The organism is Shewanella sp. W3-18-1, from assembly GCF_000015185.1.
GTDB lineage: Bacteria > Pseudomonadota > Gammaproteobacteria > Enterobacterales > Shewanellaceae > Shewanella > Shewanella putrefaciens.
The window spans coordinates 2,897,153-2,910,881 of the sequence record NC_008750.1; the positions used below are offsets into that span (position 1 = coordinate 2,897,153).

Annotated in this window: 15 protein-coding genes; 10 read left to right on the top strand and 5 right to left on the bottom strand. The window is 42.2% G+C overall.

Annotated features, from left to right (window positions below):
* Positions 1-6 precede the first annotated feature (6 nt).
* Positions 7-471, top strand: a complete 465-nt coding sequence (locus tag SPUTW3181_RS13290; protein WP_011789823.1) for a hypothetical protein — start codon at positions 7-9, stop codon at positions 469-471.
* Between the two features lie 60 nt (positions 472-531).
* Here the strand turns inward: SPUTW3181_RS13290 and SPUTW3181_RS13295 are convergent, their stop codons facing one another.
* From SPUTW3181_RS13295 to SPUTW3181_RS13310, 4 genes are read right to left on the bottom strand one after another with little or no spacing between them, the layout of a single operon-like run.
* The gene (locus SPUTW3181_RS13295; RefSeq protein WP_011789824.1) at positions 532-711 is read right to left on the bottom strand and encodes a Trm112 family protein; all 180 of its coding nucleotides are present in this window, start codon (positions 709-711) and stop codon (positions 532-534) included.
* Entirely contained in the window at positions 698-1,711 is a 1,014-nt protein-coding gene (lpxK, locus tag SPUTW3181_RS13300) for a tetraacyldisaccharide 4'-kinase (protein ID WP_011789825.1), read from the bottom strand. The genes SPUTW3181_RS13295 and lpxK overlap by 14 nt, the downstream gene beginning before the upstream one ends.
* On the bottom strand, positions 1,712-3,520 hold the full coding sequence (gene msbA, locus SPUTW3181_RS13305) for a lipid A export permease/ATP-binding protein MsbA (protein ID WP_011789826.1): 1,809 nt from the start codon (positions 3,518-3,520) through the stop codon (positions 1,712-1,714).
* A 32-nt stretch (positions 3,521-3,552) separates the two neighbouring features.
* Positions 3,553-5,877: a DNA internalization-related competence protein ComEC/Rec2 gene (locus SPUTW3181_RS13310; RefSeq protein ID WP_011789827.1), complete on the bottom strand. Its 2,325-nt coding sequence runs from the start codon at positions 5,875-5,877 to the stop codon at positions 3,553-3,555.
* 31 nt (positions 5,878-5,908) lie between these two features.
* Between SPUTW3181_RS13310 and SPUTW3181_RS13315 the strand changes: the two genes are divergently transcribed.
* The 5 genes from SPUTW3181_RS13315 to SPUTW3181_RS13335 all read left to right on the top strand — a co-directional run bounded on the left by SPUTW3181_RS13315 (position 5,909) and on the right by SPUTW3181_RS13335 (position 8,637).
* Entirely contained in the window at positions 5,909-6,418 is a 510-nt protein-coding gene (locus tag SPUTW3181_RS13315) for a DUF2062 domain-containing protein (RefSeq protein ID WP_011789828.1), read from the top strand.
* Between the two features lie 283 nt (positions 6,419-6,701).
* On the top strand, positions 6,702-7,106 hold the full coding sequence (locus SPUTW3181_RS13320) for a phosphate-starvation-inducible protein PsiE (RefSeq protein ID WP_011789829.1): 405 nt from the start codon (positions 6,702-6,704) through the stop codon (positions 7,104-7,106).
* Between the two features lie 154 nt (positions 7,107-7,260).
* A complete protein-coding gene (locus tag SPUTW3181_RS13325; protein WP_011789830.1) occupies positions 7,261-7,563 on the top strand; it encodes a PilZ domain-containing protein in 303 nt (100 codons plus the stop codon).
* Between the two features lie 77 nt (positions 7,564-7,640).
* Positions 7,641-8,309: an AAA family ATPase gene (locus SPUTW3181_RS13330; protein ID WP_011789831.1), complete on the top strand. Its 669-nt coding sequence runs from the start codon at positions 7,641-7,643 to the stop codon at positions 8,307-8,309.
* Positions 8,296-8,637, top strand: a complete 342-nt coding sequence (locus SPUTW3181_RS13335) for a ribbon-helix-helix domain-containing protein (RefSeq protein ID WP_011789832.1) — start codon at positions 8,296-8,298, stop codon at positions 8,635-8,637. The genes SPUTW3181_RS13330 and SPUTW3181_RS13335 overlap by 14 nt, the downstream gene beginning before the upstream one ends.
* Positions 8,638-8,721: 84 nt before the next feature.
* Here SPUTW3181_RS13335 and SPUTW3181_RS13340 read toward each other — a convergent pair whose 3' ends face one another.
* Positions 8,722-8,964 carry a YecH family metal-binding protein gene (locus SPUTW3181_RS13340; RefSeq protein WP_011789833.1) on the bottom strand — a complete coding sequence of 81 codons (243 nt, stop codon included), beginning with the start codon at positions 8,962-8,964 and terminating at the stop codon, positions 8,722-8,724.
* 128 nt (positions 8,965-9,092) lie between these two features.
* Here SPUTW3181_RS13340 and SPUTW3181_RS13345 point away from each other — a divergent pair, with 128 nt between their 5' ends.
* The 4 genes from SPUTW3181_RS13345 (at position 9,093) to SPUTW3181_RS13360 (ending at position 13,600) form a co-directional block, all read left to right on the top strand.
* Positions 9,093-10,775: a sensor histidine kinase gene (locus SPUTW3181_RS13345; RefSeq protein WP_011789834.1), complete on the top strand. Its 1,683-nt coding sequence runs from the start codon at positions 9,093-9,095 to the stop codon at positions 10,773-10,775.
* A complete protein-coding gene (gene btsR / locus SPUTW3181_RS13350; protein WP_011789835.1) occupies positions 10,772-11,482 on the top strand; it encodes a two-component system response regulator BtsR in 711 nt (236 codons plus the stop codon). The genes SPUTW3181_RS13345 and btsR overlap by 4 nt, the downstream gene beginning before the upstream one ends.
* A 162-nt stretch (positions 11,483-11,644) precedes the next feature.
* Entirely contained in the window at positions 11,645-13,093 is a 1,449-nt protein-coding gene (locus tag SPUTW3181_RS13355) for a carbon starvation protein A (protein WP_011789836.1), read from the top strand.
* 138 nt (positions 13,094-13,231) lie between these two features.
* Positions 13,232-13,600, top strand: a complete 369-nt coding sequence (locus SPUTW3181_RS13360; protein ID WP_011789837.1) for a VF530 family DNA-binding protein — start codon at positions 13,232-13,234, stop codon at positions 13,598-13,600.
* The last annotated feature ends 129 nt before the right edge of the window (positions 13,601-13,729 follow it).

The following is a 13,729-nucleotide window of genomic DNA, read 5'->3' on the forward strand; positions in this document are numbered from 1 at the left end:
TTGATTATGTCATTGAGATCTATCAGCCTTGTCGCCCTAAGCTGTATATCGCTTATCGCCTGTAGTAGCGCTCCCATCGATCCAACTGAATTAGCAGGTAAATTAAAAGATAGGTTAACAACTGATATTAAAGCAGATGGTCTGAAACTCTTTATCTATCAAGCGAATCTTATTGATGAAGCGTCAATCAGGGACAATACTGAGCGCCCTTTCCCCCATGAAGATCGAATGCGTCAAAAATCACAGGATCCCCAAGAACTGCGTAGAAGCTATAAGGAGAAGGAAGCAATACTCGAAATCTGGGGGCAGCAGGTAGAACTTGGCCTCATAAAAACGTTAGAAATGACAGGTTACTGCCGCGAAGGATACTTCGAATTAAGTCGTATGATCGAGTCTGGGCGAGGTGAAATACGCGGAGAATGCAAAGAAGGTGCAACTGACGCAGATAGACAAAAATTTGTGCAATTTTAACGAAAAAATGCGCGTATAAATGACACTACGCGCATACACTACAGGTTAACACTGCTTAGCTTACACCGTTTCTGTTATTGGAGTGGCACGATTTTCCAATAGTACAGGTATACCTTCTGTAATAGGGTATGCCAATTTATCCGCTTTGCAGATCAACTGTTGTGCAGTTTTATCGTACTCAAGTTTTCCCTTGCATACAGGGCAAGCTACTATATCCAGAAGTTTTTTATCGAATGCCATGAGAGTTTCCTTGTTTAGCAGCAACCACCTCGTGAAGACGGCTTAATAGCTGCTCATCAAATTGTGGCGATAGCTTGGCATTGACCGCCAAATACCACCAGTTTTCTTGTGCAAAATCGCGACATTTAACCGCATCTTTTTCGGTCATCATCAGCGGAAGGTCTTTTGCCAAATCACATAATTGTTTTTTATCGTAGGCTTGATGGTCATCAAACCCGTGGGATAACACCACTTGATAGCCTTGCGCTTGTAACGAATCGAAGAAACGAGTGGGATTACCAATACCAGCCATAGCGACAAGAGGCTGTGATTTATCAAAGTCAGTGGTGATGATATTACCATCCACCGCTTTTACCTGTGTCGGAGCCAGTTGCATTTCAAATTGCCCCACATCTGCATTGCCGCCATTAATAACCACAAAGTCAACGTCTTTAAGCCGCCAAGGCCCTTCCCTTAAGGGCCCTGCAGGTAGTAAATACTCATTTCCTAGACGGCGTTGGCCATCAATGACGACAAGTTCAATATCCCGTCCAAGTGCGTAATGTTGTAAACCATCATCACAAATGATCACATCAACGCCATGCTCAGCGATAAGGACATTTGCAGCCTCTACACGCTTAGAACCGACAACCATAGGAACACCAGAGCGTGCAACAATCATCGCAGGTTCATCACCTACATCGGTGGCACTTGCGTTATAGGCAACCTGCTTAACACCATCAATATTCGCACCATAACCACGGCTTATCACACCAGGATTAAAACCATGTGCACGTAATAACTCGATCAGATAAATGACCATTGGCGTTTTACCACTTCCGCCTACCGTAATATTACCGACCACAATCACAGGAACAGGGAGTATGGTTTGCGCTTTTAACCCTAATTGGAATAAACCTCGGCGCACAAAGGTGATGAATCCAAATACAAAGGATAAAGGCAGTAACAGCCATTGTAATGGATGGCCCTGATACCAAATTTTATTAACGAGCGTTTGCATCTAGTTACCAAATTGCATTTGATACAGCTTGGCATACATACCACCCATTTCCAGTAAGGATTTGTGGGTGCCTCGCTCAACAATACGACCTTGGTCTACCACGAGGATCTGATCTGCACTTTCAATGGTTGATAATCGGTGAGCAATAACCACTGAAGTGCGGTTTTGACGCAAATTATCAAGTCCCTTTTGGATCGCTTTCTCAGACTCAGTGTCAAGCGCTGAAGTCGCTTCATCCAGGATAAGCACAGGTGCATCACGCAACATAGCGCGTGCGATGGCAATACGCTGCCTTTGTCCACCAGACAACAGCACGCCATTCTCCCCGATTTGTGTATCCAATCCCTCAGGAAGCTGATCGATAAACTCCATCGCATGGGCAAGTGTTGCCGCCTCAATGATTTGCCCACGGGTCACTTCACCTGGATATGCGTAAGCAATATTGTTAGCAATAGTATCGTTAAACAAAGTCACTTGTTGAGAGACAAGAGCCACTTGATTACGTAGTGATTTCAACGAGTAATCATAAATACTCACATCATCGAGCAAAATATCGCCAGACTCTAACCCTGTGTAGAAACGCGTCACCAAACTTGCAATGGTTGATTTACCCGAGCCTGAACGCCCTACTAATGCCAAAGTTTGGCCTTGTTTAACCTCAAAGCTGACATTATCGAGGGCTCGGCGTTCTTGGCCTTCATAGCTAAAACAAACCTCATCAAAACGTAAATTACCTTGAGCCCGTTTCACAGTGTAAGTTCCTGTATCGGATTCAGGTAAAGTATCTAATAATTCAAACACTGTGGTACAAGCAGCAATACCACGCTGAAACTCAGCATTCACGCGGGTTAAGTTTTTGATGGGCTGTAACATGGCCATCATCGCACCCAAAATAGTGGCAAATGTCCCAGCGGTAAGATCCGTTTTCATACTGTCTAAACTGGCAGCATACAGTACAAATGCTAAAGCGAAAGAACCAATCACCATAATCACAGGTTGACTTATCGCTTGAGCTACGGCTAATTTCATATTTTGATTACGATTTTTATCATTCACCTTTGCAAAACGAGCAATTTCAGTTTCTTGTCCACCAAAGGCTAAAACGTTTTTATGGCCTTTAATCATCTGCTCTGTGGTCGCACTCACCCCTCCCATAGCTGTTTGAATTTGCTTAGAAACCTTACGGAAACGGCGACTGACCATAGTCATGACCAACCCCATAAGCGGGCCAATCACCAAGATACAAAGGGATAGCTTCCACGAATTGTAGAACATGAGTACTAACATCCCCATCACAGTAACACTGTCTCTTACAATAGAAATCAATGCACTACCAGATGCCCTTGCAATCTGTTCAGTATCAAAGGTGACTTTAGATATTAAATTTCCCGTATTTTCTTTATCCATGTAGCTTACGGGTAGGCTGAGATAATGCTCAAACACTTGCTGACGCATATCCATGATCAAACGAGCACTCATATAAGAGATGCCATAGGTTGAAATAAAGTTGGCAAGACCTCGTAGGGAAAACATTAAGATAACCACAAGTGGTGCCATCATTAACACATCATTGTTGGCATGAAACCCTTGGTTATTCGGCAAGGCAATGCTGCTACTGATTGCAGTAGGGGCACCACTTGAAAATCCTTTATCGATAAAGGGGCCGATAAAAGCGATGAAGGCCGCATCGACGACCCCATAAACAATAAGCCCGGCAACGGAAAGCAAAAACATGCCTTTCATTGGTTTGAGATAGCCCAGTAATCGTTTGAAAACTACCCACATTTCGTTATTAGGAGATGCTGTCATTGATAACACTAAATTATGGCAAAGTGCACATTCTACTCTGGATTAATCAAGTCACCAAATCTAAACAAGCGGTTGTACCAAAATGGCGCAAGATCGCGCCTATAGGTTTTCACTTCTCGACCATCATGGCGAAAAATCACACTAATCTGCCCTTCTATTCCTGTGGTTAAATGAGGGATATTCCGCGCCTGATAACGATCAACCACCACGGGTTTAGGAAAACCGTATCGATTTCCGAGCCCCGCGGGGAAAAGAACAAACTCAGGGGAAACTGCATCAATAAATGCTTCGGTTGATGAGCTTTTGCTACCGTGGTGTGGAGCAATTAAGACTTGACTCATTAATATCGTCGGCTGCATTTTGACTTGCGTTAATAATTTCATTTCACTATTTTTTTCAATATCCCCCGTCAATAAGACACGCTGCTGAGTATCATCAATGCGCACGACACAAGAACCATTATTTCCCGCTATTGGTTTTTGTGGAAAAATGATGCTTATTTTAAGGTCCTGCCAGTTAATTTGCTGAGGTCTACAGCCCTTTCCAGCTATTTCAGTTACATCGGTTATCCATTGAGCTTTAGGATAAGCCGCTAAGAGAGCAGAGGCTCCGCCAGCGTGATCGTTATCGCTATGGCTAATAAACACATAGTCAATTTCTCGGATCCCTTTAGCATTTAAAAAAGGAATAATCACCCGTTGACTGTAACTAAAACTCTCTCCAAATGCGGCGCCAGTGTCATAAATTAGTCCTCGGCCTTCTTTCTCTATAACAACAGCTAACCCCTGCCCTACATCTAATAAATGCATTGACCAAGTCGCTGACTTTAAAGGTAACCATTTTAATAAAAATGATAGGAGAAACGGAACAAAGAGTAAGCTCACTATAAAACGCCAAGGCCAATATAGACGTTGTTTAGGGATGTAACGCCATAATACACCGCCTAATAGTCCACACAATGCCAATGCCAATACACTTTCGGAGACCACTTGCCAATGAATGGGTAACTGACCGCTTATCGCTAATAATTGTCCATAGGGCATCAAGGCCCAATTGCTTAGTTCGAGTAAGCCCATCCAGGAGAATCCAAGCGCAGTACCAATCCACCAGCACACAAAGCCCGCCATTGCGATGGGGATAACCACAAAACTAAACCAAGGTACTGCAAGCATATTAATCCACAGACTATGTGCACTTATGCCACCAAAAAGCACCGCTTGCACGAATCCAAGCCCAAGACTCAATCGCCATTGAATAGACCAAAATTGCAATAACCCTGCACGAACACGCCCTAAAGGGGTGATGTCATTAGTTAATTGGTGTACTTTAGGAGCGGCCTCTAAGGTATACAAAATAATGGCTAATGCACAAAATGACAGCCAAAACCCAGCACTTAAACAAGCAAGAGGATCAATCAATAGCACCATAAATAAAGCAAATAACAAGCGTTCCCATGGACTCGAAAACCGCTTTAATAAACTGAGTAACATTAAGAGTAATATCATCACCAGTGCACGTTGTGTCGATATCCCAAAACCCGCTAAATAAGCATAAAATGCAGCGCCTATGCCTGACAGTAACAACGCAAAAACCCAATTTCGCCGACTAGGATGAGGAACAAAACGAGTTAATCCAAATATCATCACAGCATAAATCCATGCTGTAACCACAGATAAATGTAAGCCTGATATTGCCACTAAATGCCCTGTTGCCGTTTGCCTTAGCATTTGCCAGCGTTCAGATGAAATAAGCTGCTTATCTCCCAAAATTAACGCCAGTAGAAGATCTCCCTGTTGCAATGGCGCCAATTGAGGAGCTAATGCCGATACGAGTTGATTTCTTAAGGAAGGCTGACTCTCAATTAATTCCGCTTTTATCACTCGTCCTTTACCAACAATATGCTGACTAATTAATTGCTTCTGCTCATTATATCCGCCTTGGTTCAGCACATTAGACACACTTTTAGGTGTAATAGTGAATAACCAAACCTGCCCGACTGCCACGTCTGGTGGCGCTTTCCATGTCAATCTTAGTTTTGCGCGGGGTCTTAAGATTAAATTTGGTTTAATGATGGCAATATCCAAACTAAGCCAGTCGCTGTTTTGGCTAACTAGTGATATGATTTCGCCCCTCACCTGTAGAGGTTGTTGTTGCACAGGAAGGTCCTGCCTAGATAATCCTAAGCAAAAAACCGTTAGCCACAGCATTGCAAAGAGTACACCTGAACAAAGCGGTGCTTTTTGATATAAGATTAAAGCCCCGACCAAAAGATAGGGTAGATAAGCTACAGGCGGCAACGATGGCCATAACATCGCTGATAATAAACTGGCACTAAAGCCTAAGATGAATCGATTCATAGTGAATTAAGTTAAGACAGCAATTTCAGCTATGCCAAAAAAATTAATCAAAAAATTTATGCCTAAGCCTGAAACCCTACGTGAACATAAACATTTACGCATATTTGGGCGCTTACTACACAACCCAAATCTTTGGGCGTTGAACCGAAAATCCGCCCCCGGCGCTTTTGCTGTTGGTCTTTTTGTCGCATGGATCCCTATGCCTTTCCAAATGGTTGCAGCAGCGGCATTTGCCATTCTATTTAATGTCAATATCCCCGTATCCGTTGCATTAGTATGGATTACGAATCCACTCACTATGCCTGTGATGTTTTATGGTGCTTATTTATTGGGCGCAAAAATTTTAGATCATGCCCCGCAGGAATTTGCCTTCGAAGCCAGTTGGCAATGGATTGAGTCATCACTCACAACAATTGGCCCTGCATTTTTAGTCGGTTGTTTGGTATTAGGTGTGATTTTTTCTTCGATTGGTTATTTGCTTATCAGTAATTTGTGGAAATATTCCATTATGTTTAAATGGCAAAAACGCCAACATAAGTAGTTTCGTTGATAGCTAACTTACTCCTATCGATAGCTTAACTACTTAAAATTTGTGCTCCCTGTATACTTTTTGATGATAGAAATTAAATACCTGAATAGTTCAACATTATCGGTGTTCTGTTGATACATTAATGTTTTCTATGCCCCCATAGATTAACGCCTCCCTCTTTATACTGTGGCCGATATCTATCTTGTGAATTGAGTCACAGAGAATTTACGCACTTTTCCCTAATTAACCCACTTTTACTGTTACTATTTATAAAAATATTGCGTAGGGAGTTTATATGCCATTTTATCGTCAATACGGGGCAAAAGGCCTTAAAGCCGTAGAACATTTCGTATTAATCATTATTGCTATTGCAACAGTCGTCGCAATTGGACAGGAAATTGTTCATATTTTTAATGCTGGTGCGGTAGCGCTCGCAGACTTACTCTTACTGTTTATTTATCTTGAAGTCTTAGCTATGGTGGCCAACTACGCTGAATCGGGTAAATTACCCGTACGGATGCCACTGTATATTGCTATCGTAGCATTAGCGCGTTATCTGATTTTGGATATGAAAAGTATGGATGATTGGCGAATTGCAGCCATTTCACTATCAACCTTAATCTTAGCTGCAACCGTAATTGTGATCCGTTGGGGCCAACTAAAAATGCCTTACCCAAAAAATCAAGAATACGACAACTAATCACATACCCGAGTCAGTGCCATTGTCCCCATTCAGTGGCACTACCGTCCTTATTTAAAACTCTCACCAAAGACCTCGCTTTCACATTGGTATTCTGCCAAAAAGCAATTATGCTAGTTCTACAAAGATCAATTATTTACAAGGCAATTAAATTATGGGTGAGCATCATAGTGGCTTTGAAGAAAAACGCGCCTCTCTGCGAGTCGATATGGAAGCAGAACGAGTACTCCTAAATTGGATCGATCAAGATGGCGTTAGCCATTGTGATGATGGTGTCTGTATTGACTTAGCGAGGAAGGGTATCATGTTTGACTATAAACATCCTTTCGCACTCGGCGAGCTAGTTGAGGTCACTTTCAATCCCCATACTCCCGAAGAAAATAGCGTAAAAGGTCAAGTCTGTCGCTGCGCTCAATGCCACGAGAAAAGCTATCATATTGCCATGCAATTACTTTAATTTGATTCGAGCTATGCAGGGTTCATGGGGCTGTTCTACACTGAATTAATTCAAAGATTCAGTCAGAGGATGTCACCATGATATTGCTGGTAGGCGGAGAGAAAGGAGGAAGCGGTAAAAGTTGTCTCGCACAAAATATCGCGGTTTATATCAAACAAAAATCTCAAGCCAATGTTCTTATGGTTGACTGCGATCCACAGCGAACGACTTCGGATTGGATCCAAGCCAGAAATAATGACCCAAGTTTACCCCCGATTAACTGTATTCAACTCTACGGGAAAATACGTAACGATTTACTCAGCTTAAATGAGCGATTCGATTACGTGATAGTAGACTGTGGTGGCCAAGATAACCTTGCAATGCGCGCTGCGATGTCAGTCGCAGCCTATGTTGTGATCCCTTTAAGACCCAAAAGGCGGGATCTTAAAACGCTACCCCACATGGAAGATATGCTCAGTACCTGTAAAATGGTCAATCCTAAAATGGTTGCCACTATTGTGCTCACGCAATGCCCTGCACTTCCTACACAATTTAAGCGGATTTTAGAAGCCAAAGAAGTTGTACAGTCCTTTGGATTGAAGGTACTCAACTCGGTCACTTTTTGTCGTAACATTTATGATGATAGTGAAGAAAAAGGCTCTTCTGTCATCGAAATCGAACCCGATGGAAAAGCCGCTGATGAAATTCGTGCCATTGTGGATGAATTATTCACATTACCACCAGAAAATAGCTATGAGCTTAACTGATCTTAAACGCAAGAAACCCAAACACATTATCACCCCTATTTCTGTGGATGATTTTATCGAAGATGCGAATAATTACGCCTTGGGTAAAGAGAGTCAATTAACTGCAGCCCCAAAAATGGGGAATCAAGGGTTAAATAAAAAATCAGTAAAAATATATCGACATGCCACTTTTACCCTAACAGAAACCAGTATCTCCCAGCTCGATAACCTTTCAAAAGCAACCAAAATTGCAAAGTCGCGGTTACTGCGAATGTTAATTGACGAATTCAGCCATCGTTCAACAGATGAACAATATCGACTCATTAATAAAGAGGAAGAAGATACCTGACAAAAGCGTGTGATGCTTAGGGTTATTTAATCTCAATCTCTAAATATCAACACGCTCGAACACACTTCAAGTTAGTAAGGATAATCAGTGATGACATTGACGTCCTGCAACAACAGTCATTCCCTGCAAAGTTTCTTGGCACTTACCTTTAGTCACTAAAAAATCAATCAACTCCGATGCAGTTAATCCCTCAATACTGCAAGTATGATAGCGAGCAGACTCACCAAATGTTTGTGCCATCAGGGAAATCAATTCAGACTTTAAAATAGCGTCACCATGGGCTACCATCAGCGCCATAACATCATGACCGTGAACAGAATCGGACATACCCTCTCCAAAAGATGCAATTAATATTGTTCTTTATATCCGAACTGTTAAATTTTAACTCTGATCTCGCGCACATACTGTCAATTTGAATCTGTACGCCGACATCTGTGACGATAATGTGAGCCATTATGTCCTTGATCCTATTACTGACCCAACAGATGTCGCTGTATTTAGTGATCGTTTACTTAGTCAGTAAAACCCCATTATTTAAGCTTTTTGCCGAGACCTCTCCTCGGCTGCCCCACAAGGTTTTCATCTATCTGATTTTTTCTTGTTTCTGCATTATGGCAACCTACTTTGGTGAACAAACTTCGGGTGCAATTGCGAATACTCGTGCCATGGGAGCTGTACTCGGCGGATTATTGGGGGGGCCAGTTACTGGTTTTCTTGTTGGACTCACAGGTGGGCTGCATCGTTATACTATGGGAGGGTTTACAGATGTTGCCTGTGCCATATCGACAACGATGGAGGGATTGTCTGCCGGTATGATTGGTTTTTATCTGCGTAGAGCAGGTAAAAGTGAACTTATCTATAATCCACTGCTGGTTTGTTTAGTCACCTTTTACGCAGAGATGATGCAAATGAGCATTATCTTACTGATTGCAAGCCCATTTGACGCCGCATGGGAATTGGTTCGCCAAATTGCACCACCTATGTTACTCGTCAACTCTATCGGCGCGGCTCTATTTATGAGTATGATCCGCGATCAAAAAACCATGTTTGATAAGCTTTCCTCGAGCTTTTCAACCAAGGCCCTAAAAATTGCTGAGCGGAGTGTAGGTTTACTTTCTAAAGGATTTAATGAGGAAAGTAGCGGTAAAGTTGCACAGATTGTGATCCAAGAAACCAATGTCGGTGCAGTTGCGATCACAGATAGAGAAAAACTCTTAGCTTTTATTGGTATAGGAGCTGATCATCATCTTCCAGGGACGCCTATTTCATCTCAAATAACCCTAGAAGCCATTAACCAGAATAAAGTGATGTTTGCCGATGGCGTTGAAACCCCCTATGCCTGCTCAATTTCAAGTCAATGTAAATTGGGCTCTAGCCTCGTGATTCCACTGCGTAGTGATAATGAAGTTATAGGTACAATTAAACTGTATGAACCTAAGAATAAGCTATTTTTGAATATTAATAGAACGTTAGGTGAAGGTATTGCACGGCTATTATCGAATCAAATCCTATATGGTCGCTTCGAGCAACAACAAAATTTACTCACTCAAGCCGAATTAAAATTGCTCCAAGCGCAGGTTAATCCACACTTTTTGTTTAATGCTCTCAATACTATTAGTGCCATTATCAAACGCGATCCTGATATGTCAAAACAACTATTACAGCAATTATCACAATTTTTGCGTATTAATCTTAAGCGTACAACAGGCCTAGTTACCCTTGGAGATGAGTTAGATCACATCGCATCCTATCTCACTATTGAAAAAGCGCGTTTTATTGATAAATTACAGGTCAACATCGCAATTCCTGAACCCTTATATCCCTGTAAGGTACCTGCATTTACCTTGCAGCCTATCATTGAAAATGCCGTAAAGCACGGTACATCTCATATGATTGAGCAAGGACAAATTAAAGTAACCGGTAAATTGGAAAACAACATTTTAGAACTAGATGTTACTGATAATGCTGGTTTATATGAGCCGACTTCGGGGTCTGAAGGGCTGGGTATGAACTTAGTCCATAAGCGTATCCAAAACCTATTTGGCGAACAATACGGCATAACTGTAGAATGTGAGCGAGATGTATACACTCGCGTCATTATCCGCCTTCCAATTGAATCGATGGAAACCAATACGTGATCACTTGTTTAATTGTTGATGATGAACCTTTTGCTCGTGAAGAACTCACCGAACTTCTCAGTCAAGAAGCCGATCTGGAAATCATAGGGCAATGCAGCAATGCAATAGAAGCATTACAAATCATTGCCAAAGAAAAGCCTCAGCTTATTTTCCTTGATATTCAAATGCCGCGTATTTCTGGAATGGAGCTGATTGCTATGCTCGATCCCGATAACCTACCTAAAATTGTATTTGTCACTGCTTACGATGAATTTGCCGTCAAGGCCTTTGATAATCATGCTTTTGACTATTTACTGAAACCCATTGATGCCGACCGACTTTGCCAAACACTAAAACATGTGCGTAAAAATCTCACGCCACAGGCCGTGAGTTCTATCGCTCCGACAAGTCTGGAGCACCTGCCCTGCTACAGTGGTAGCAAATTGAAAGTCATCTCAATCACGGATGTTGAATATGTCTTTAGTGATTTAAGTGGGATCCATGTGGCTTGCACAAAAGGCAAAGTCCATACCCAATTAACCTTAAAAGTACTCGAAGAAAAAACACCACTCGTGCGTTGTCATCGTCAGTACTTAATCGCACCTAAGGCCATTGCTGAAATTGAATTATTGGATACTGGAGCAGAAGTCACAACACATTCAGGGGGGAAAGTGCCTGTGTCACGTCGTTATCTTAAGAGTTTAAAACAGCTTTTTGGTTTCCAATAACCCACAAGCGTACCTCTCCATCTAAAGACTGATGTTGACAAAAAACCGCTCAAGCCATCCTATTGCCGCTGACCCTACATTTTCGACCACTAAGTAAGATTGCACTGTTTTATGTAAACAACTTGTTTACACTCCTCGCAACTCAAATGGGGAGATAACAAAATGATGTGGTTCCTACTCTGTGTCGGTTTATTGATCGGCGGTTACTTTATTTACGGTGCTTTTGTCGAAAAGGTTTTCGGTATCAACGCTAAACGTCAAACACCTGCGTTTACTCAAACTGACGGTGTTGACTATGTACCTATGTCTAAGGGTAAAGTCTATTTAATCCAATTACTGAACATTGCTGGTGTTGGTCCGATATTTGGTCCTATCCTCGGCGCACTCTATGGTCCAGCAGCAATGTTATGGATTGTCATAGGGTGTATTTTTGCTGGTGCTGTACACGACTACTTCTCAGGTATGTTGTCGGTCCGTAACGGTGGTCAATCCGTACCTAACCTAGCGGGTAAATACCTCGGTAAGAGCGCAAAACATTTTATGAATGTGTTTGCCATCATCCTATTGTTGCTCGTTGGTGTGGTATTTATCTCTGCACCTGCAGGGCTACTAGGCAAGCTAACAGGCTGGGATGTCAGCATCTTCGTTGGTATTATCTTCTGTTATTATCTGATCGCTACCGTTGTCCCCGTAGATAAAATTATCGGCCGCCTGTACCCCTTCTTTGGTGCGCTACTGTTTTTCATGTCATTTGGTCTTGCCTTCGCGATTATTTTATCAAGCGAGCATACTTTACTGCCTAATGTACAAGCAGGAGATTTCTTCCAAAACTTAAACCCTAAAGATATGCCACTTTGGCCTGCATTGTTTATCACTATCGCATGTGGCGCGATTTCCGGTTTTCATGCAACCCAGTCGCCGCTAATGGCACGTTGTGTCGAAAATGAAACCAATGGCCGCTTCGTGTTCTTTGGTGCCATGATTGGTGAGGGCATCATTGCATTACTATGGTGTGCAATTGCTCTATCCTACTTCGGTGGTGTAGAAGGTCTTAGCACTGGCATGGCGGGGAACCCTGCTAACGTAGTATATGAAGCCTCAACGGGTTTACTCGGTGCAGTTGGTGGCTTTATGGCAATCCTAGGTGTCATTATTCTACCTATTACTTCTGGTGATACGGCCTTCCGCTCAGCTCGCCTGATCTTGGCTGAATTCTTTAAAATGCCACAAGTTGCGCTGCCAAAACGCTTAGTGTTAGCTATCCCATTGTTTATTATTGGTGGCATGCTGACTCAAGTCGATTTTGGTGTGATTTGGCGTTACTTCGGCGTCGCAAACCAAGCGACGGCAGTATTAATGTTATGGACGGCTTCTGCTTACCTATTACGCCATAATAAACTGCACTGGATCACAACAATTCCAGCAATGTTTATGACAACCGTGGTTATCACCTTCCTGCTAAACTCAGCCACCTTAGGTGCGGGTTTGCCAATGACCCTATCAACCGTTGCGGGCGTAATTTCAACCTTAGTCATCACTGGTCTACTGATAGTGAAAATGAAAGGTAAAGGTGAAATTGATAACGAGTCAGAACTACCAGACGAAGCCTAAGTTTATCGCTTCACGTCTAAATGGATAATACTAAACAGGCACTATTACAGTGCCTGTTTTTATGTTAGCAAATACGCCTCTAATTCTGCCTATAAAACTGTTATAATCTCGACCATAGTTCATTGCAATATACAGAATATGACTCAAGCAAATAACCCACTACACGGCATTAAACTCGAAACCATAGTGACTGATTTAGTCGAGCGTTACGGCTGGGAAGAATTAGGTGAGAGAATACAAATCCGTTGTTTTACCCATGATCCCAGCATTAAATCTAGCCTGCGTTTTTTAAGAAAAACCGACTGGGCAAGGGAGAAAGTAGAATACTTATACCTAAAAGCCAATAAGCTACCTTTACCCCCACCGAAAAATGTAACCGCTACTGCTCCTAAAAAAGCGAGCAAGATTCATTCGGCCAATCAAGGGCAGACTATAAAAACATCTGTCCAAAATAAGTCTCAACCTACTGATGATATCAACAGCCACATATGGGGTAAGAAAAACTAAGTCGCTGTCACTTTATTTCTAGCTTTGGCCCTTATTACATCAGGGCTACCTTCTTAACGATTATGTTGCGCATAAAAAATGACTTCAGTATCTTAATTCCCTGCCGATAACAAGTTGAGTATTGTCATA